At 72.3% G+C, this 17,194-nt stretch carries 20 protein-coding genes; 12 read left to right on the forward strand and 8 right to left on the reverse strand.

Annotated elements, in window-relative coordinates; genetic code table 11:
- Positions 1–20: 20 nt before the first annotated feature.
- Both BLA60_RS06460 and BLA60_RS06465 read right to left on the reverse strand, forming a co-directional pair.
- Complete coding sequence (locus BLA60_RS06460) at positions 21–1,787, reverse strand: ABC transporter ATP-binding protein (protein WP_075131804.1); 1,767 nt, start codon at positions 1,785–1,787, stop codon at positions 21–23.
- On the reverse strand, positions 1,784–3,472 hold the full coding sequence (locus BLA60_RS06465) for an ABC transporter ATP-binding protein (protein WP_211288621.1): 1,689 nt from the start codon (positions 3,470–3,472) through the stop codon (positions 1,784–1,786). The genes BLA60_RS06460 and BLA60_RS06465 overlap by 4 nt, the downstream gene beginning before the upstream one ends.
- Before the next feature lie 86 nt (positions 3,473–3,558).
- On the opposite strand from BLA60_RS06465, the gene BLA60_RS06470 reads away from it, so the two are divergent.
- Complete coding sequence (locus BLA60_RS06470; RefSeq protein ID WP_075131805.1) at positions 3,559–4,269, forward strand: Clp protease N-terminal domain-containing protein; 711 nt, start codon at positions 3,559–3,561, stop codon at positions 4,267–4,269.
- Here the strand turns inward: BLA60_RS06470 and BLA60_RS06475 are convergent.
- On the reverse strand, positions 4,266–4,721 hold the full coding sequence (locus BLA60_RS06475; RefSeq protein ID WP_075131806.1) for a hypothetical protein: 456 nt from the start codon (positions 4,719–4,721) through the stop codon (positions 4,266–4,268). The genes BLA60_RS06470 and BLA60_RS06475 overlap by 4 nt on opposite strands.
- Before the next feature lie 104 nt (positions 4,722–4,825).
- On the opposite strand from BLA60_RS06475, the gene BLA60_RS06480 reads away from it, so the two are divergent.
- From BLA60_RS06480 to BLA60_RS06495, 4 genes are all read left to right on the forward strand, one after another.
- Entirely contained in the window at positions 4,826–5,509 is a 684-nt protein-coding gene (locus BLA60_RS06480; protein WP_075132098.1) for a response regulator transcription factor, read from the forward strand.
- 6 nt (positions 5,510–5,515) lie between these two features.
- The gene (locus BLA60_RS06485; protein ID WP_075131807.1) at positions 5,516–6,784 is read left to right on the forward strand and encodes a HAMP domain-containing sensor histidine kinase; all 1,269 of its coding nucleotides are present in this window, start codon (positions 5,516–5,518) and stop codon (positions 6,782–6,784) included.
- 75 nt (positions 6,785–6,859) lie between these two features.
- Positions 6,860–7,396 (forward strand): PepSY domain-containing protein, encoded by a 537-nt coding sequence (locus tag BLA60_RS06490; RefSeq protein WP_075131808.1) that lies wholly within the window; start codon positions 6,860–6,862, stop codon positions 7,394–7,396.
- A 27-nt stretch (positions 7,397–7,423) separates the two neighbouring features.
- Positions 7,424–7,963: a GNAT family N-acetyltransferase gene (locus tag BLA60_RS06495; RefSeq protein ID WP_075131809.1), complete on the forward strand. Its 540-nt coding sequence runs from the start codon at positions 7,424–7,426 to the stop codon at positions 7,961–7,963.
- Here BLA60_RS06495 and BLA60_RS06500 read toward each other — a convergent pair.
- Positions 7,947–8,480 (reverse strand): carboxymuconolactone decarboxylase family protein, encoded by a 534-nt coding sequence (locus tag BLA60_RS06500; protein WP_075131810.1) that lies wholly within the window; start codon positions 8,478–8,480, stop codon positions 7,947–7,949. The genes BLA60_RS06495 and BLA60_RS06500 overlap by 17 nt on opposite strands.
- Before the next feature lie 17 nt (positions 8,481–8,497).
- Between BLA60_RS06500 and BLA60_RS06505 the strand changes: the two genes are divergently transcribed.
- Both BLA60_RS06505 and BLA60_RS06510 read left to right on the forward strand, forming a co-directional pair.
- Positions 8,498–9,010 (forward strand): MarR family winged helix-turn-helix transcriptional regulator, encoded by a 513-nt coding sequence (locus BLA60_RS06505; protein WP_075131811.1) that lies wholly within the window; start codon positions 8,498–8,500, stop codon positions 9,008–9,010.
- Between the two features lie 28 nt (positions 9,011–9,038).
- On the forward strand, positions 9,039–9,884 hold the full coding sequence (locus BLA60_RS06510) for a class I SAM-dependent methyltransferase (protein WP_075131812.1): 846 nt from the start codon (positions 9,039–9,041) through the stop codon (positions 9,882–9,884).
- A 106-nt stretch (positions 9,885–9,990) separates the two neighbouring features.
- On the opposite strand, the gene BLA60_RS06515 is transcribed toward BLA60_RS06510, so the two are convergent.
- Both BLA60_RS06515 and BLA60_RS45340 read right to left on the reverse strand, forming a co-directional pair.
- Entirely contained in the window at positions 9,991–10,401 is a 411-nt protein-coding gene (locus BLA60_RS06515) for a DUF5313 family protein (RefSeq protein WP_075131813.1), read from the reverse strand.
- On the reverse strand, positions 10,398–10,805 hold the full coding sequence (locus BLA60_RS45340; protein ID WP_075131814.1) for a PaaI family thioesterase: 408 nt from the start codon (positions 10,803–10,805) through the stop codon (positions 10,398–10,400). Before BLA60_RS45340 ends, BLA60_RS06515 begins: the two co-directional genes overlap by 4 nt.
- Positions 10,806–10,850: 45 nt before the next feature.
- On the opposite strand from BLA60_RS45340, the gene BLA60_RS45345 reads away from it, so the two are divergent.
- From BLA60_RS45345 to BLA60_RS06540, 4 genes are all read left to right on the forward strand, one after another.
- The gene (locus tag BLA60_RS45345) at positions 10,851–11,615 is read left to right on the forward strand and encodes an endonuclease/exonuclease/phosphatase family protein (RefSeq protein WP_154814171.1); all 765 of its coding nucleotides are present in this window, start codon (positions 10,851–10,853) and stop codon (positions 11,613–11,615) included.
- Between the two features lie 60 nt (positions 11,616–11,675).
- Complete coding sequence (gene dinB / locus BLA60_RS06530; protein WP_075131815.1) at positions 11,676–12,869, forward strand: DNA polymerase IV; 1,194 nt, start codon at positions 11,676–11,678, stop codon at positions 12,867–12,869.
- Between the two features lie 126 nt (positions 12,870–12,995).
- A complete protein-coding gene (locus tag BLA60_RS06535) occupies positions 12,996–14,696 on the forward strand; it encodes a sodium:solute symporter family protein (protein WP_075132100.1) in 1,701 nt (566 codons plus the stop codon).
- 9 nt (positions 14,697–14,705) lie between these two features.
- The gene (locus tag BLA60_RS06540) at positions 14,706–14,942 is read left to right on the forward strand and encodes a hypothetical protein (protein ID WP_075131816.1); all 237 of its coding nucleotides are present in this window, start codon (positions 14,706–14,708) and stop codon (positions 14,940–14,942) included.
- 184 nt (positions 14,943–15,126) lie between these two features.
- Here BLA60_RS06540 and BLA60_RS06545 read toward each other — a convergent pair whose 3' ends face one another.
- A complete protein-coding gene (locus BLA60_RS06545) occupies positions 15,127–15,558 on the reverse strand; it encodes a hypothetical protein (protein ID WP_075131817.1) in 432 nt (143 codons plus the stop codon).
- A gap of 99 nt (positions 15,559–15,657) precedes the next feature.
- Here BLA60_RS06545 and BLA60_RS06550 point away from each other — a divergent pair, with 99 nt between their 5' ends.
- The gene (locus BLA60_RS06550; protein WP_245811847.1) at positions 15,658–16,740 is read left to right on the forward strand and encodes an FUSC family protein; all 1,083 of its coding nucleotides are present in this window, start codon (positions 15,658–15,660) and stop codon (positions 16,738–16,740) included.
- Positions 16,741–16,963: 223 nt separating this feature from the next.
- Here the strand turns inward: BLA60_RS06550 and BLA60_RS06555 are convergent, their stop codons facing one another.
- Positions 16,964–17,188 (reverse strand): DUF2630 family protein, encoded by a 225-nt coding sequence (locus BLA60_RS06555; protein ID WP_075131818.1) that lies wholly within the window; start codon positions 17,186–17,188, stop codon positions 16,964–16,966.
- Positions 17,189–17,194 lie beyond the last annotated feature (6 nt).

The following is a 17,194-nucleotide window of genomic DNA, read 5'->3' on the forward strand; positions in this document are numbered from 1 at the left end:
CGCATCGGAGCCAGGCAACCCTACCCGGCACCCGTCCAGCTCCGCCACAGTTCCGCGTAGCGTCCGCCGGCCGCCACCAGATCCGCGTGCGTCCCGGTTTCCACCACCTGACCGTGGTCGAGCACCAGTACCCTGTCGGCGAGTTCGGCCTGCGTCAACCGGTGCGCCACGATCACCGTCGTGCGGCCCTTGGTCGCGGCGACCGCCGCCCGCTCCAGGTCACGCGCGCCGGCACTGCCCGCCTCGGCCGTCGCCTCGTCCAGGATCGCGACCGTCGGGTCGGCCAGTACCAGCCTGGCCAGCGCCACCTGCTGGGCCTGCGCCGCGGTCAGCCGGTGGGCGCTCTCGCCGACGACGGTGTCCAGCCCCTCGGGCAGCGCCCGCACCCAGTCCATCGCCCCGACCAGCGACAACGCCGCTCGCACGTCGTCGAGGTCGGCGTCCGGGCAGGCCAGCCGCAGGTCGGCGACCAGCGGCCCGGAGAACACGTGCACCTCCTGGCTGAGCATCGCCAGGTGCCGGCCCCGGTCCAGCTCGCCGACCGGCACGCCGCCGACCCGCACCTCGCCGGCCACCGGGTCGAGCACCCCGGCGACGATCCCCGCCAGCGTCGACTTCCCGGCCCCGGACGCGCCGACCACCGCCAGCCGCTCACCCGGCGCGACCCGCACCGACACCCCGGACAGCACCCGCGGCCCGTCCTCGTAGCGGTGCCCGACCCCGGTCAGCTCCAGCCCGGCGCCTTCCGGCTCGCGGACCACCGCCGGCGGTCGCGGACGGTCCAGTGACGCGACGCCGACCAGCCGCGCCAGGCTCGCCCCGGCCGACTGGATCTCGTCGAACTGCAGGATCACCGCGCCGATCGGGTTGAACAGCCGGTGGAAGTACAGCGCGGCGGCCGTGGTCGCGCCGACGGTCACCAGATCCGCGCGCACCAGCAGGAAACCGCTGGCCAGGATGGCCGCCAGGCCGACGAACTCGGCCCGGTTGAGTCGCCCGACCAGCCGGGTGAACAGCCGGAACACCCCGACCGACAGGTCCATCGCCGCCCGCGAACGCCGCTCGACGGCCGACGTGTGCTCGTCCTCCAGCCGGTAGGCGCGCACGGTCTGACCGGCCTGCAACGAGCTGACCATCGCCTGCGCCCGCTCGCCGACCGCGACCCGTTCCCGCGCGTAGAACGGGCCGGACCTGGGCAGGTACCAGCGCACGGCGAGCACGTACAACGGCGCGGCGACCAGCCCGGCCAGGCCCAGCCGCCAGTCCAGGGCGAACAGGCCGCCGGCGGTCAGCCCGATCGTCAGCAGCGCCGAGACCAGCTGCGGGCCGGTGGTGACCAGGGCGGTGGTGACCGACGAGACGTCGTCGCCGACGCGGGAGAGCAGGTCGCCGGTGCCGACCCGGTCGAGGGTGGCGCCCGGCAGGTGCAGCGCGCGGTCGAGCACCCGTTCCCGCAGTCTGGCCAGCACGGTCTCGCCGAGGCGGCTGAGCAGGGCCGAGGACAGGGCGGTGAGCACACCGGTGCCCAGCGCGGCGACCGCGATGATCACGGCGGCGGTGACGACCGGGCCGCGTCCGGCGCCGCCGGCGGTGTCGTTGATGCCGGCGCCGCCGGCGATGTCGTCGACCATCGTGCCCAGGACCCAGGGGGCGACCAGGCCGCCGGCGCTGGCCCCGATCGCGGTGACCAGCGTGGCGACGCCGAGCCAGCGCAGCGCCCGGACCTCGGTCCACAGCGCCGCCCAGGTCCGGCGGGGGGAGGCGATCGGCAGCAGTTCGCGGGTCATCGCAGCACCGCCTCCCGGTAGCGTTCATCCACTTCGGACAGTTCGGCGTGGGTGCCGGCGGCGGTGATCCGGCCGCCGTCGAGCACCAGGACCCGGTCGGCGACGGCGAGCAGCGCGGGGCTCGCGGTGACCAGCAGCGTGCACGCCGAGCCGCGTAACTGCGCGATGCCCCTGGCGATCCGCTCCTCGGTGACCGCGTCGACGGCGGTGGTCGGCTCGTGCAGCACGAGCACCGGCGGGCCGGTCGCCAGCGCCCTGGCCAGCCCGAGGCGCTGGCGCTGCCCGCCGGAGAGCGTGCTGCCCCGGTCGGTGACCGGGTGGTCGAGCCCGTCGGGGTGCGCGGCCACGATGTCCTCGGCGGCGGCCGCCGCCAGGGCCGCCTCGACGGTGTGCGCCGGGTGTTCGGTGCCGGCGTTGAGGTTGCTGCGCAGCGTTCCCTCGAACAGCGCGACGTCGTGCTGCTCGACGAGCACCATGCCCCGGCTGGCCGCGAGGTCCAGTTCGGCCAGCGGCACGCCACCGACCGACACCGACCCTCGGTAGTCCCCGGCCGGCACGGTCCCGGCGAGCAGTTCCAGCAGCGCGTCGCAGTCGCGCTGGTCGTAGCCGACGACGCCGACGGTCTCCCCGGGCGCCAGGTCGAGGTTCAGGTCCGCGAGCGTGCGGTAGCCGACGTCGTGCAGCGTGACGCCGGTGTCCGGCAGTGCGGTGCGGGTACCGGGGGCGACCACCGGCGGCGCGGTCAGCACCCGCACCAGCCGGTCGGCCGACGCGCGGGCCCTGGCCAGGATCGGCCCGGCGAAGCCGAGGACGCGCACCGGTTCGGCGATGAACTGGGCCAGCCCGACGACGGTGATCAGCTCGCCGATCGTGATCCGCCCGTCGAGCGCGAGCCAGCCGGCGAACCCGGCGACCGCCGCGAGGAACAGCCCGCTGACCGCCGCGGTGAGGCCCTGCTGGACGCCGGTGGTGGTGGCCGCGCGCAGGCTCGCGCGCAGCGCGGTGCGGCTGGAGGTGCGGTAGGCGTCGGCGGCGCTGGCCTGGGCGCCGATCCCGCGCAGCGCCCGCACGCCGCGCACCAGGTCGGTGGCCAGCGCGGTCGTCTCGCCGGCGGCGGCCTGGGCGGCGGCGGCGCGGCGGGTGAGCAGCGGGCTGAGCAGGTGCAGGCCGGCGACCAGCACCGGTACCCCGACCAGGACGGTGATCCCGAGCGGCACGTCGATCGTCAGCAGCGACACCGCCGACACGGCGAGCCCGGTGGTCGCGGCGGCGGCCATGGAGACGGCGTGCATGACCGCGGCGGCCTTCTCGGCGTCGGAGGTGGCGACCTGGAGGACCTCGCCGGTGCGCAGGCCGGTGCGGTGCCCGCGCGGGTCGAGCACCCGGGTGACGACCTCCATCCGCAGTTGGTGCATCTCCCGTTCCATGGCGATGACGCCGTGCCGGGCGCCGTGCCGCCAGCACAGGGTCAGCGCGGTGAACAGGGCCGCGAGGACCAGCACCCACAGCAGCAGGGCCAGCGTGTCGCCGGTGCCGACGGCCCGGTCGATGATCACCCCGATCATCACCGGCACCAGCGCCTCGGCGGCCTGGTGACCGGCCAGCAGGATCACCGCGGCGGCCATCCGGCGGCGGTGTCGGCCGATCGACCTGCGCAGCAGGCGGCCACCGGTCAGCTCGCGCACAAGGGCTCCTCCCCAGTTCGGTAAGGGGAGCCTAACCAATGAGCTGGAGTTGTCCCGTAACCCCATTAGGGGGTATATCTGGGTGTATGCCGAAGCTGAACGTGTACGTGCCGGACGACCTCGCCGAGAGCGTCAAGGAGACCGGCCTGCCGGTCTCGGCCATCTGCCAGCGCGCACTGGAACAGTCGGTCAAACGCGTCGGCGCCATCCGCGCCACCACCATCGGCGACCTCGACCAGGCCGACCCGACCGCCGGGCTGACCCAGTTCACCCCCAGGGCCAAGCAGGCCTTCCGGCTCGCCGTCACGCGCGCCCGCGACCGTGGTGCCGCCGAGATCGGCACCCGCGACCTGCTGCACGGCATCCTCACCGAAGGCGCCAACCTCGCCCTGCGCATGCTGGCCGCCCTGGAGGTCGACCCCGCGATCGTCCTGCGCGAGGTCGAACGGCTGCCCACCGAGGACACCGGCGGCGAGGGCACCCGCCTGGGCCGCACCGCCGCCAACGCGCTGGAGCTGACCGTCGTCGAGGCCATCCTCGCCGGCCACAACTACGTCGGCTGTGAGCACCTGCTGCTCGGCCTGGTCGCCGAACCGGACGGCGCCGGCGGCGAGGTGCTGCGCGGGCTCGGCGTGGAAACCCGGCGCACCAGGCAGATCGTGGCGGCGGCCCTGTCCGGGGCGGTGCACCTGCGGACCAACCACGACCAGGGCGACCAACTCGCGCAGGTCATGGACAAGGCGCTGGAGCAGATCCTGGCGCGCCTGGACCGGCTGGAGGACCGGGTCGGACGCTAGTCGTCCTCCTCGACCGTGGCGTGGGGCACGCCGTCCACGCAGCGCAGGCGGACCTCGATCTCCCGGTCGCCGGACTGGAACTTCACCGACGGGTGGTCGTCGAGGTCGTCGTCGTCCGCGTCGACCTGGAAACCCTGGGCCGGCACCGTTTGCAGCAGCCGCACCAGACCGCCCTCGCACCGGGAGATCACCGTGCCGCCGGCCGTCGTGGTCTCCCGGCTCGCCCCGCCGGGCGGCGAGGACGGCGGCGAGGTCGTCGAGGACGGCGGCTGTGACGTCGGCGACGGCGCCGTGCTCAGCTCGCTGTCCACTTCGGACTGGCTGAGCGGCGTCGGGCCGCTGCCGAAGATGTCCGTGCCGATCGCCGAGACCGCGGTCATGCCGACCGCGGTCGCCGCCGCCGCGGCCACCAGCCACAGCAGCACACCGGTGGTGACCCGTCCGCGCCGCATGCCCCGAGTATGCCCGCCGCCAGGGTTAACGTGGTCCTAACGCCGCCCTATCGGCCCCCTGTCGGGTACGTGCACGGCGGGTCCGTGCCTTAGTGTTCGACCACATGGCCCAGGTACTCGTGGTCGAGGACGACGCCACCATCCGCTCGTCGATCATCCGCGGGCTCACCGAACGCGGCCACGCCGTGGTGTCCGCGCCGACCGCCATGGCCGGCCTCGAACTGGCCGTCAGCGGCCGGCCCGACGTCGTGGTGCTCGACCTCGGCCTGCCCGACCTCGACGGCACCGCCATGCTGCGGATGCTGCGCGGCGTGTCGGCCGTGCCGGTCGTGGTCGCCACCGCCCGCGACGACGAGAACGAGATCGTCGCCGTGCTCGACGCCGGCGCCGACGACTACGTCGTCAAACCCTTCGGCGTCGCCCAACTCGACGCGCGCATCCGCGCCGTGCTGCGCCGGGGCCCCGACGAACCCGTCGACCAGACCGTCACCGTCGGCGGCCTGCGGGTCGACCCGCGCTCGCGGCGCGCCTCGCTCGACGGCCGCGTCCTGGAACTGACCCCCCGCGAGTTCGACCTGCTGCACTACCTCGCCGCCCGCGCCGGCGAGGTGGTCAGCAAACGCGAACTGCTCACCGAGGTCTGGCAACTGCCCTACGGCGGCGCCGACAAGACCGTCGACGTGCACCTGTCGTGGCTGCGCCGCAAGCTCGGCGAGACCGCCCAGCAGGCCCGCTACCTGCGCGCCGTGCGCGGGGTCGGTGTGCGGCTCGCGGCGCCGGGGGAGTGAGCGACGGTGCGCCGACGCGTGCTGCTGCTGGTAGCGGCCACCACCACCCTCGTGCTGGTCGCGTTCCTCGTGCCGCTGGCCATGCTGCTGCGCAACGCCGCCGCCGACCAGGCCGTGCAGCGCGCGACCGTGCAGGCCCAGGCGCTGACCGCGCTCGTGGTGACCACCGACCGGGAGGCGCTGGACCTGGCCGTGCGGCAGGTCAACGCGCGCACCGACCAGGACGTCACCGTGTTCCTCGACGACACCCGCCTCGGCGTCGCGGTCGATCCCACGCCGCTGGTCGAACTGGCGCGGCGCGGGCGCAGCGAGTCGGCCAGCGTGCCCGGCGGTCAGGAGATCGTGTTCGCCGTGCAGCGCCCGGGATCCACGACCGCCGTGATCCGCACGTTCGTGCCCGACGCCGACCTGACCAAGGGCGTGCCGAGGGCGTGGCTGCTGCTCGGCGGGCTCGGACTGCTGCTGCTGGCGGTGTCGCTGGTGGTCGCCGACCGGCTGGCCCGCACCTTCGTCAAGTCCACTGTGGACCTCGCGGCGGTGTCCCACCGGCTGGGCGCCGGCCAGCTCGACGCCCGCGCCGACGAGACCGCCCCCGGCGAACTGGGCGTGGTCGCCGGCGCGCTCAACGGCCTGGCCACCCGCATCGACGAGGCCCTGCGCGAGGAACGCGAGACGATCGCCGACCTGTCCCACCGGGTGCGCACCCCGTTGACCTCACTGCGCATGGACGCCGAGTCACTGTCCGAGAAGGACGGTGAACGGATCATCGCCGGGGTCGAGGCGGTGAACCGCGCGGTCACCGACGTCATCGGGCAGGCCCGCCGCCGAGGTGTGGCCCCCGAGGCCGCCGTCACCGACGCCGCCGCCGTGGTGACCGCCCGCGTCGCGTTCTGGGCGGTGCTCGCCGAGGACACCGAACGCGCGCTCACCGTCGACGTGCGGCCCGGCCCGCTGCCGGTCCCCCTCAGCCAGGCCGACCTTGAGGCGTGCGTGGATGCCCTGCTGGGCAACGTGTTCGCCCACACCCCGCACGGCACGGCGTTCGCCGTGCGGCTCGACCCGGTGCCCGGCGGGGCGCGGCTGGTGGTCGCCGACTCCGGGCCGGGCCTGCCGGCCGGACCGGTGCTGCGGCGCGGCGTCAGCGGATCCGGGTCCAGCGGCCTCGGCCTGGACATCGTGCGGCGGGCGGCCGAACGGACGGGCGGAGCGGTCGAGCTGTCGCCCGGGCGGCGCGGCGGACTGACGGTGACCGTCACGTTCTTAGGGTCGCGTTAACCGGCGGGCAGCGCGGCGCTAGGCCGGTGCCGGCGACAGTGGTGGGGTACGCGATCCCAGGAGGAAGGATCCACCATGAACCGCAGGACCATCATCGTCGCGGCCGCCGCGGGGGTACTCGTCGTGTCGGCCGGCAGCGCCATCGCGCTCGCGGCCAACGACCGTAGCGTGAACGCCGCAGACTCGCTGGCCCTCCAGCCGACCGTGACGTCCTCGACCACCACGTCCACCACCGGCGACACGTCCAGCACGTCGACCTCGCCGACGTCCTCCTCGTCCTCCTCCTCGGTCACGCCCGCCGGGCCCGGTCTCGGCCCCGACGACGCCGTGGCCCTGGTCCAGAAGCGCCTGGGTGGCGGCCAGGTACACGAGGTGGAGCGCGAGCACGAGCACGGCCGCCTGGAGTGGAAGGTCGAGATCACCAAGGACGGCGTCACCTACGACATCCGCGTCGACGCGAGCAGCGGCGAGGTCACCCGCGTCGAGACCGACGACGATGACAGCGATGACCGCGACGACGACCGCTACGACGACGACCGTGACGACGACCGCCACGGCGACGACGATGACTGGGACGACGACCGGGACGACGACAAGGGCGGCGATCGTTGATCGTTTCGCGGGGTTAACCTGCAGGTTGTGCACAGGGGCATCAGGGTGCGGTCGACCGACGCGATCCAGCTCGGCCGGCATGCCACGCGGCTGGACACGTTGTACCGCAGGTGTTTCACCGAGCCGCCGTGGCTGGCGTCGGCGCAGCGGCTCGCCGGTTTCCCCGCCCGCCTCACCGCCCACCTCGGCCGAAGCGGGTTCGCCGGCCTCGTCGCCGAGGCCGGCGACCAGCTCGTCGGCGCGGTCTACGGCTGGCCGGCGGGCCCGTACCTGGCCACCGGCTCGACCTTCGACGACGCCCTGGCCGAGGCGGTGACCCCGGAGGTGGCGGCCCGGCTCGTCGCCCCGGCGCTGATCGTCGCCGAGCTGATGGTCGACCCCGGCCACCAGCGGGCGGGCATCGGCCGGGAGCTGCTGGCCCGGTTCGTGGCCGACTGGCCCTCGGCGTGGCTGTGCACCCACCCCGACGCACCGGCGGCCCGCCTCTACCGCCACGACGGCTGGCGCGCGGAGGCCAACTTCGAGGTCGAGGAGTACCCGATGGTGCTGTTCACGCGCCAGGCGTGAGCGCCTCGTCGACCGGGGCCCCGGTCAGTCGGTTGGCCATTGTGGACAGTGTGTAGGCGCCGATCCCGAGGACGACCTCCAGTGCCTGTTCCCGGCTGAAGCCGTTGCCCAGGAAGGCGTTCAGCTGCTCGTCGCTGACTCCGCCGGCGGTGTCGAGCACGTCGACGGTGAACCGCCGAAGCGCCTCCAGTCTCGGAGCGGCGAGCGCTGCCCCGGTTCGTAGGCCGGCCACCAGCCCGTCGTCGGCCTCCAGCCGAACCAGCGTTGCCGTGTGCATGGCCACGCACACCGCACACTGGTTGCGCACCGAGACGGTCATGATCACCGTCTCCCGCTCCAGTGGCGCGAGCGAGGTCGCCTCGAACATCCCGCTCATCCGCAGAAACCCCTCCAGCGCCGCCGGTGACTCGGCGAGCCGCCCCACGGCCGCGGGCAGGTACCCCAGCCGTTCCGCGACGGCCGTCATGGCGCGGCGCGCGGCCGGCGGGGCGGAGTCGATGGTGTGGTCGACGAACATGGCGCACTCCCGCTAAGTTGGACAACGTGGTTGACGAGATAGTAAACCAGGTTGACGACAATGGGCAAGGTTTCGAGCTGCCGCTGCTGTTGTTCGCCGGCTTCCGCCTGCTCATCGACCGGCTGCACGCCGAACTGGCCAGACAGGGCCACCCCGAGGCCAGGCCCGCGCACGGGTTCGCGCTCCAGGCCATCGGCCGCCACGGCGCCACCGCGAGCGAGCTGGGCCGCCGCCTCGGCGTCTCCAAACAGGCCGCCGGCAAAACGGTCGACCGCCTCGAACGCCTCGGCTACGTCGAACGAGCCGACGACGACCACGACGCCCGCCGCAAACTCGTCCGCCTGACCCCCCTGGGGGTGGAGATGCTCACCCGCTCGGCCGCCATCTTCAACGACCTCCGCGCGGAATGGGTCAGAACCTTCGGCGCCCGACGAATCCGCGACCTGGAAGCGGTCCTGCGCGCCGCCGTCCCCGCCACGTTCTTCGGCCTCGACGCCGCCACCTGGCTCTCCTCGGAAGGCAACCCCTGATGCCCACCGCGCCGGAGGTCGGCCCCTGATGTCCGCGATCCCGCCCCGTGTCCGCTGGGCCGTCGACATCATCGCCCCGGCGGGCGATGACCACCGCCTGGAGCTGGGCTGCGGCCCGGGCGCCGCCGCGGCCCTGGTCTGTGCCCGTCTCACCACAGGGCACCTTCTCGCCGTGGACCGCTCCCCGGTGGCCGTCGCCCGTACCCGTGAACGCAACGCGGCCTCCGTGGCCGCCGGTCGCCTGACCGTCCGCCAGTCCACCATCGCCGGCCTGCTCACCCCGCGCGCCACGGATCCGTTGCCCGCTCCGGAGCCGCGCGTTGCCGGCCCACGCTCCGCTGACCCACGTGCCACCGACCCGCGTCTCGCGTCTCCGTCGCCTGCCCGCGATCCGTCGCCCACCCCTGTCGACACGGTGTTCGCCGTCAACGTGAACGTCTTCTGGACGACCGACGCCGTCCAGGAGCTGTCCGTCCTCCACCAGCTCCTGCGCCCCGGCGGCGAACTGTTCGTCCTCTACGGCGCCGCCCCCACCGGTTCGCGTTCCGCAACCCCCGTCGTCGCCGCCGCGCTCGCCGCCAACGGCTTCGGCGACCTCACCATTCTCCGAAACCACTTCAGGCTCCGGAGTCCGGGCCATCCGAACACCGTGACCTGCGCCTTTCTCGGTCAGAAGAAAACGGCTGAGGGCGCCCGGACCGATCGGGGGGCGGGGATCCGGGCGCCCACGGGGAAGCGAAGAAACCGGTGTGCGGCAATGTTTCCACTAGTGGCCACCGCCCCCGGCGAATCCGCCCAGCCTGTGATGATCAGCAGCACCTCCACCCTGTACTCCGGACAGTTCCGCACCTCGCGAAACCACTTTCGACGCTAGCGGAGAAAACCGGGACCTGTCGTTCCCCGGGCCGGCTGAACAAATTGTCGCGGCCGGTATCCCTGGCCCCCCGAAATACACGGGAATGGCCTAGCAGAGGTCTCGTTCAGGTGGAACTGTCGTCCCGCCGCCACCTGTCCTGGTATCGCGCCGCCTGGTCCGCGTTCGCCTCGGCGTCCGCCAGCCGGCGCAGTGCCGTGGCGTGTCCCTGTGGGAAACCGTACTTCGCGAGCCGCGCGTCCACGCTCTCCTGCGCGTTCGCGACGGCGAGCCGCAGGCTCACCAGCACCCCGAGCAGAGTCGCCCCCAGCGCGATCGGCCACGACCCCTCCAGCCCGGAGAGCACCACCAGCAACACCGCGAACAACGGTGCCAACTGGACCAGCACCCGCAGCAGCACCCGCACCAGCCACGTGCGGCTGGTGGCGTCGTGGCGCACCCAGTCGCGGTAGCGGCCGGGCAGCCGCCCGCCGAACTGGTAGTACACCCACAACACCGGGTTGGGCCGACGGATCATCGCGGCAGGGCGATCGTGCCGGTGGCGGTCGCCACGACGGTCTGCCCGCCGGGGCCGAGCGTGGTCAGCTCCGCCCGGCACTCGGCCCGCCGGCCGGTCGTCTCACCGGTCACGGCGTGCGCGCGCAGTGTCGTGCCGCGCGCCGGCCGCAGGTAGGAGATGTTCACGCCGCCGGTCAGCGCCCCGGCACCCAGCACGCTGCCGCCGGCGAAGATCAGCGCCGTGTCGGCGGCGAACGCCAGCACCCCGCAGTGCACCAGGCCGTCGTGCTGGGTGAGCTCCTCGCGGATGTCGATCTCGATGGTCGCCGCCCCGTCGGTGAACGCGGTCAGCCGCGCGCCGACGAGCACACTGAACGGCTGCGACGCCAGTAATCGCCTCGCCGCCTCGATCGATACCGCCACGGTCCCGATATTGCCACAGGCCCGCCCACCTGCTTGTCTCACTGGGTGCGCACTTTCACCCGGCTGCTCGCCGTGCTGTCGTTGGCCCTGCTCGCCTGCGTGAGCCCGACCGGTCCGGCGGCCTCGGCCGCGACCACCGTCCGCGTGCTCCAGCTCAACCTGTGTCACAGCGGCGCGGTGTCCTGCTTCAGCGGCGACGCGGTGATGGTCAAGGCGGTCTCGGTGATCGTCTCGACGCGCCCGCAGGTGGTCACGGTCAACGAGGCCTGCTCCGGTGACGTCGCCCGGCTGCGCACCGCGATGGGCCAGGCGCGGTCGGTCTTCGTCGCCGCGCAGCGGCCCGACGGCACCGCCGTGCGCTGCGCCAACGGCCAGGAGTACGGCAACATCGTGCTGGTCGCCGAGTCCCTCGCCGGCGGCGCGGCGGTCAGCGGCCGGTTCACCGCCCAGGACACCGGCAACGAGATGCGGGTGTGGGCGTGCCTGCCGGCCGGCGCGCTGAGCGCGTGCACCGGCCACCTCTCGGCCCGCAGCGGCACCACCGCGCTGGCCCAGTGCCGTGAGCTGCTGGCCAGGGCCGTCGGCTACACGGCCAACGGCCCGGCCGTGGTGTCCGGCGACATGAACCTGCGCTACGGGGGCAGCCCCAACGTCCAGGACTGCAACCCGAGCGGTTTCTACCGCAAGGGCGACGGGTCGGTGCAGCACGTGTTCGCCAGCAAGGACCTGGCCTTCGTCAGCGGCCGGACGATCAGCATGTCGGGCACCACCGACCACCCGGCCTGGCTGGTCACCGTCACCATGGCGTAGGCCCCTGACCATGGCGTAGGCCGCTTTCGGGTCGCGGTTGTCGGTGCCCGATGCGAACATGTGTTCGTGACCGGAGCGACCATCCTGCATGCCGACCTCGACGCGTTCTACGCCTCCGTCGAGCAACGTGACGACCCCCGCCTGCGCGGGCGGCCGGTGATCGTCGGCGGCGGTGTCGTGCTGGCCGCGAGCTACGAGGCGAAGTCCCACGGCGTGCGTACCGCGATGGGCGGTGGTCGCGCGTTACGCCTGTGCCCGCACGCGATCGTCGTGCCGCCGCGCATGTCGGCCTACAGCGCGGCCAGCAAGGCGGTGTTCGAGGTCTTCCGCGACACCACCCCGCTGGTCGAGGGCATCTCGATCGACGAGGCGTTCCTGGAGGTCGGTGGCCTGCGCCGGATCGCGGGGACCCCGCGCGAGATCGCCGAGCGATTACGCGGGGAGGTCCTCGAGCGGGTCGGCCTGCCCATCACCGTCGGCGTGGCCAGGACGAAGTTCCTGGCCAAGGTCGCCAGCGGGGTGGCCAAGCCGGACGGCCTGCTCGTGGTGCCTCCGGACGGCGAACTGGACTTCCTGCACCCCCTGCCGGTCGAACGGCTGTGGGGCGTCGGGAAGGTGACCGCGGAGAAGCTGCACGCGCGCGGCGTGCTGACCGTCGGGCAGGTGGCGGCCCTGCCGGAGTCCACCCTGGTCGGCATGCTCGGCCGCGCCTCCGGCCGGCACCTGCACGCGCTGGCGCACAACCAGGACCCCCGCCGGGTCCGCGTGGGCCAGCGTCGCCGGTCCATCGGTGCCCAGCGCGCGCTCGGCCGTTCCACCAGGACCAGGCACGACCTGGAGGCTTTCCTGGCGGCGCTGGTCGACCGGACGACCCGCCGGCTGCGTACCGCTCGCCGGGTCTGCCGGACGGTGGTGCTGCGGCTGCGCTTCGCCGACTTCACGCGGGTCACCCGCTCGCACACGCTGATCCAGTCGACCGACGACACCCAACTCATCCTCGACACCGCAAGGAGGTTGCTGCACGACGCCAGGCCGACGATCGACGAGCGCGGCATCACGCTCATCGGCGTCGCGCTGTCCAACCTGGACCGGGACAACGCGATCCAGCTCGCCCTGCCCTTCGACGGCACCCCGGCGGGCACGTTGGACGCCGCCCTTGACGGTGTCCGTGAACGGTTCGGCACGTCCTCGGTGACCAGAGCGGCCCTGCTCGGCCGCGACCCCGGCCTCTCGGTGCCCGTTCTGCCCGACTGACGAAAGGAGCCCTTCCCACAACTGAAGACGACTTCGCGTCCGATGTGGATGGTCGCTCGGCGGGCGACCGGCGGCGTTCTGGTGTTGGCTCTGTACCAGTGCGGTCGGACTCGAGGAGGTGCTGTGGTGACCGTTCTGGCCGACGCGGACCTGCGGCTGAACGCCAACGTGGTCGACTACATGCTGCTGGCGATGTACTTCCTCCTCGTCATCGGTATCGGCTACATGGCCAGACGCCGGGTCTCGACCAGCCTCGACTTCTTCCTGTCCGGGCGGTCGTTGCCCGCGTGGGTCACCGGTCTCGCCTTCATCTCGGCGAACCTCGGGGCGATCGAGGTCATGGGCATGTCGGCCAACGGCGCCGAGTACGGCATGCCGACCGCGCACTACTTCTGGATCGGCGCGGTCCCGGCGATGCTGTTCCTCGGCATCGTGATGATGCCGTTCTACTACGGCTCGAAGGTCCGCAGCGTCCCGGAGTTCATGCTGCGCCGGTTCGGCAAGACGGCCCACCTGGTCAACGGGATCAGCTTCGCCACCGCCCAGGTCCTGATCGCGGGCGCGAACCTGTTCCTGCTGGCGAGTGTGGTGAACCTGCTGCTGGGCTGGCCGCTGTGGGTGTCGGTCGTCGTCGCCGCCATGATCGTGCTCAGCTACACGGCGCTGGGCGGGTTGTCGGCCGCCATCTACAACGAGGTCCTGCAGTTCGTGGTGATCGTCGCCGCGCTGCTGCCGCTGACCATCGTCGGCCTGTACAAGGTCGGCGGCTGGCAGGGTCTGGTCGACAAGGTGAGTGCCGGCCCGGGCGGTCCGGAGCAGCTGTCGAGCTGGCCGGGCAACCAGCTGACCGGGTTCGAGAACAACTTCCTGTCGGTTCTCGGTCTCGTGTTCGGCCTGGGTTTCGTGCTCTCGTTCGGCTACTGGACGACGAACTTCGTCGAGGTCCAGCGTGCGCTGGCGGCCAAGAGCATGTCCGCGGCGCAGCGCACACCGATCATCGGCGCGTTCCCGAAGCTGCTGATCCCGTTCATCGTGATCATCCCCGGCATGGTCGCCGGCGTTGCCGTGACCGAGTTGCAGGGCGAGAACAAGGCTGCCCTGCTGGCCGGTGACCCGGCCCCCAGCGGAGCGACCTTCAACAACGCCCTGCTGCTGCTGATGCGCGACCTGCTCCCCAACGGCATGCTCGGCGTGGCGATCGCCGGCCTGCTGGCGTCGTTCATGGCCGGCATGGCCGCCAACCTCAGCTCGTTCAACACGGTGTTCACCTACGACATCTGGCAGACCTACCTGCGCAGGAACCGCCCCGACGACTACTACCTGCGCGTGGGCCGGGTGGTCACGGTGATCGCCACGGTGCTGGCCATCGGCACGGCGTTCATCGCGTCCACCTACGCGAACCTGATGGACTACCTGCAACAGCTGTTCTCGTTCTTCAACGCGCCGCTGTTCGCCACGTTCATCCTCGGCATGTTCTGGCGCCGGATGACCCCGGCGGCGGGCTGGGTGGGCCTCGTCTCCGGCACCGCGACGGCCGTCCTCGTCTTCGTCCTCACGGAGTCCGGTGTCTGGGTCCTTCCGGGGCAGGGCGGTGCGTTCGTCGGCGCCGGCGCGGCGTTCGTGGTCGACATCGTCGTCAGCGTCGCGGTCACCGCTGTGACGGCTCCCAAGCCGGCCGACCAGTTGGTCGGGCTGGTCTGGTCGCTGACGCCCAAGGAATCCCGCCAGCGGTCCACGACCGGTGAGGACGCGGGGTGGTACCGCAACCCCGGTCTGTTGGCGGGGATCGTCCTGGTGATCACGATCGTGCTCAACATCATCTTCTAGGAGTTGTTGATGACTACGAAGCGAAGTCGCGTTGCTGCCTTCGACATCCGATTGGTCATCGCTTTGCTGATCGGTGTCTATGGGGTTGTACTGACGGTGATGGGTGTGGCGTTCACACCGGATTCCGAGATCGATCGGTCGGCGGGCGTCAACATCAACCTGTGGGCCGGGCTCGGGATGATCCTGGTGAGTGTGGCGTTCACGTTGTGGGCCGTGTTGCGGCCGTTGCGCCTGCCGGAGGACTGAGGCGATCACCGCGGGTGTGAGGACCTGGGTCTCGGCGGCCGGTCCGGGGGTTCGGCTGCCGAGGCCCGGCTTTTGTTCTTTCGCGCCTTGGTTTCGTGCCTCAAGCCTTTCCCGCCGTGCCCCGCCGGCGCCCTCGCTCAAGCCTTCCCCGCTGGTGCTGGCAGTGGCTGCGGTGGCGCCTTGGTCACCGCACGACGCGTCGGTAGTGGCGTACTCGGCTGGGTAGTGCGAAGCGTCGGACCAGGTAGGTCAGCAGTCCGCCGATCGCCAGCCAGAGCAGCGCGGCCAGTCCCTCGTTCAGCAGGGTCGCGAGGTTCGCGTTGGCGGGTGTGAACAAACCGGTCAGGCCCAGGGTGATCCCGGAGGCCCAACTGTCCACGAAGGACGCGAAGCCGTTGCCCATGTTCGCCGACCCCAGGACCAGCACGATGTGTACGGCCAGCACCACGGCGAACAGCACGGTCACCACGTTGATCACGGTGCAGACGATGTTCACCGTGCGGATTCGGCGGTAGTCGGAGTTGACGACGCCCTCTTCGACGTACTCGTCCTCGTACGGGGGTGGCTCTCCCGTGTACGGGTCGAGTCGGCTGGTCCTGTCCGGGTCGTAGTCCATCGCTACCTCACATCGCCGGTCGTCGGCTGTTGTTCGGCTACCCGGGGGTGTCTTCGGTAAACCCGCGGCCCGGGCCGGGCGTTGCTAGCCTCGGAGTTCGTGCGGTTGGTGAGCAGGGCCAGGGTTCGGTCGGCGGGGCGCCGGCGGGTGCGCGCGCTGCGCTACATGGCCCTGCCGATCCTCCAGTGCGGGATCGCCGCCGGGGTCGCCTGGCTGGTCGCCACCAGGGTGTTCGGGCATGAGCGGCCGTTCTTCGCGCCGATCGCGGTGATCATCTGTATCGGGGTCGGGTTGGGGCAGCGGCGGCTGCGGCGCGTGGTCGAGTTGGTGGTCGGCGTCAGCGTCGGTATCGGGATCGGCGACCTGATCGTGCTGGCCATCGGGACCGGGCCGTGGCAGATCGCGCTGGTCGTCGTGCTGGCGATGACCGCGGCGGTGCTGCTCGACGGCGGGCCGCTGATCACCGTGCAGTCCGGCGCGTCGGCGGTGCTGGTCGCCGCGCTGCTGCCGGCCAACCAGTCCGGTCTCGACCGGATGGTCGACGCGCTCATCGGCGGGCTGCTCGGCCTCGCCGCCGTCGCGTTGTTGCCGGGGAACCCGCCGGAGGTCGCCCGCCGCCACGCCCGGCAGATGATCATGGCCCTGGCGAGCGGTCTGACCACCGCGGCCGACGCCATCGACGCGCGCGACCCGGACGTCGCCGTGCGGGAACTGCGGCGCATCCAGTCCCAACAGGCCATCGAGGAGTACCGGGACGCGCTGCGCACCGCCCGCGACATCCTGGCGATCGCGCCGGTCCACTGGCGGCAGCGTCAGCCGTTGCGCGCCTACATCAGTGCGGCCGAGCCGCTGGACAGCGCCCTGCGCAACGTCCGCGTCCTGCTCCGCAGAACCAGATCCGCCCTCGCCGACGACGAACCCGTTCCCGCCGCCATCCCCGCCGCCCTGCGCCAACTGTCCGCCGCCACCACCTCCTTCGGCGACCACCTCTGGCACGACCGCAGCGCGGTCCGGCAGGCCATCGGCGAAGCCGCGGCCTCCATCGACGCCGACGACCTGGCCGGCGGCGGATTCTCCGCCCAGGTCGTGGCCGCCCAACTCCGCTCGGTGGCCGTCGACCTCCTCCAGGCCACCGGCCTACGTCACGAGGAAGCCCGCGCGGTCCTCCCCCCGATCACCTAGCCCGCCCGGTCGGCCGCTCACCATCAGCACGCACGGCCCGTGGTCCCACGGCCCCGCCAGCCGCGGCGGCAGAGCCGGTCCAGGGGCGCTGTCGGAGCGTGGCGCCGGGGCGGGTGAACAGGGCCCGTGGCGGCGGTGCGGCGATCACGACAGGCGTGGCTCACGCAGCGCCGGTGGGGGGTGCGACCGGCGCCGTGGCGGACGGTCGGGGGCGAACGGGTGGTTACTGCAGGTAGTTCTCCACGACGTTTCCTGGGCGGGCCTGGGCCTCGTCGGGGTTCTCGCCGGCGGAGCGGCGGGCTCGGCGCTGGCGCAGCAGGTCCCAGCACTGGTCCAGCTCCACCGCCAGGTCGCGCAGGCGGGACTGGTCCGGTTCGTCGTGTTGTTCGAGGGAGTGTTCCTCCTTGATCAGGTCGGTGATCCTGGCTGAGATCTGTTGGTCGTCCATGGCATC

It is taken from the genome of Actinophytocola xinjiangensis, from assembly GCF_001921215.1.
Classification (GTDB): domain Bacteria; phylum Actinomycetota; class Actinomycetes; order Mycobacteriales; family Pseudonocardiaceae; genus Actinophytocola; species Actinophytocola xinjiangensis.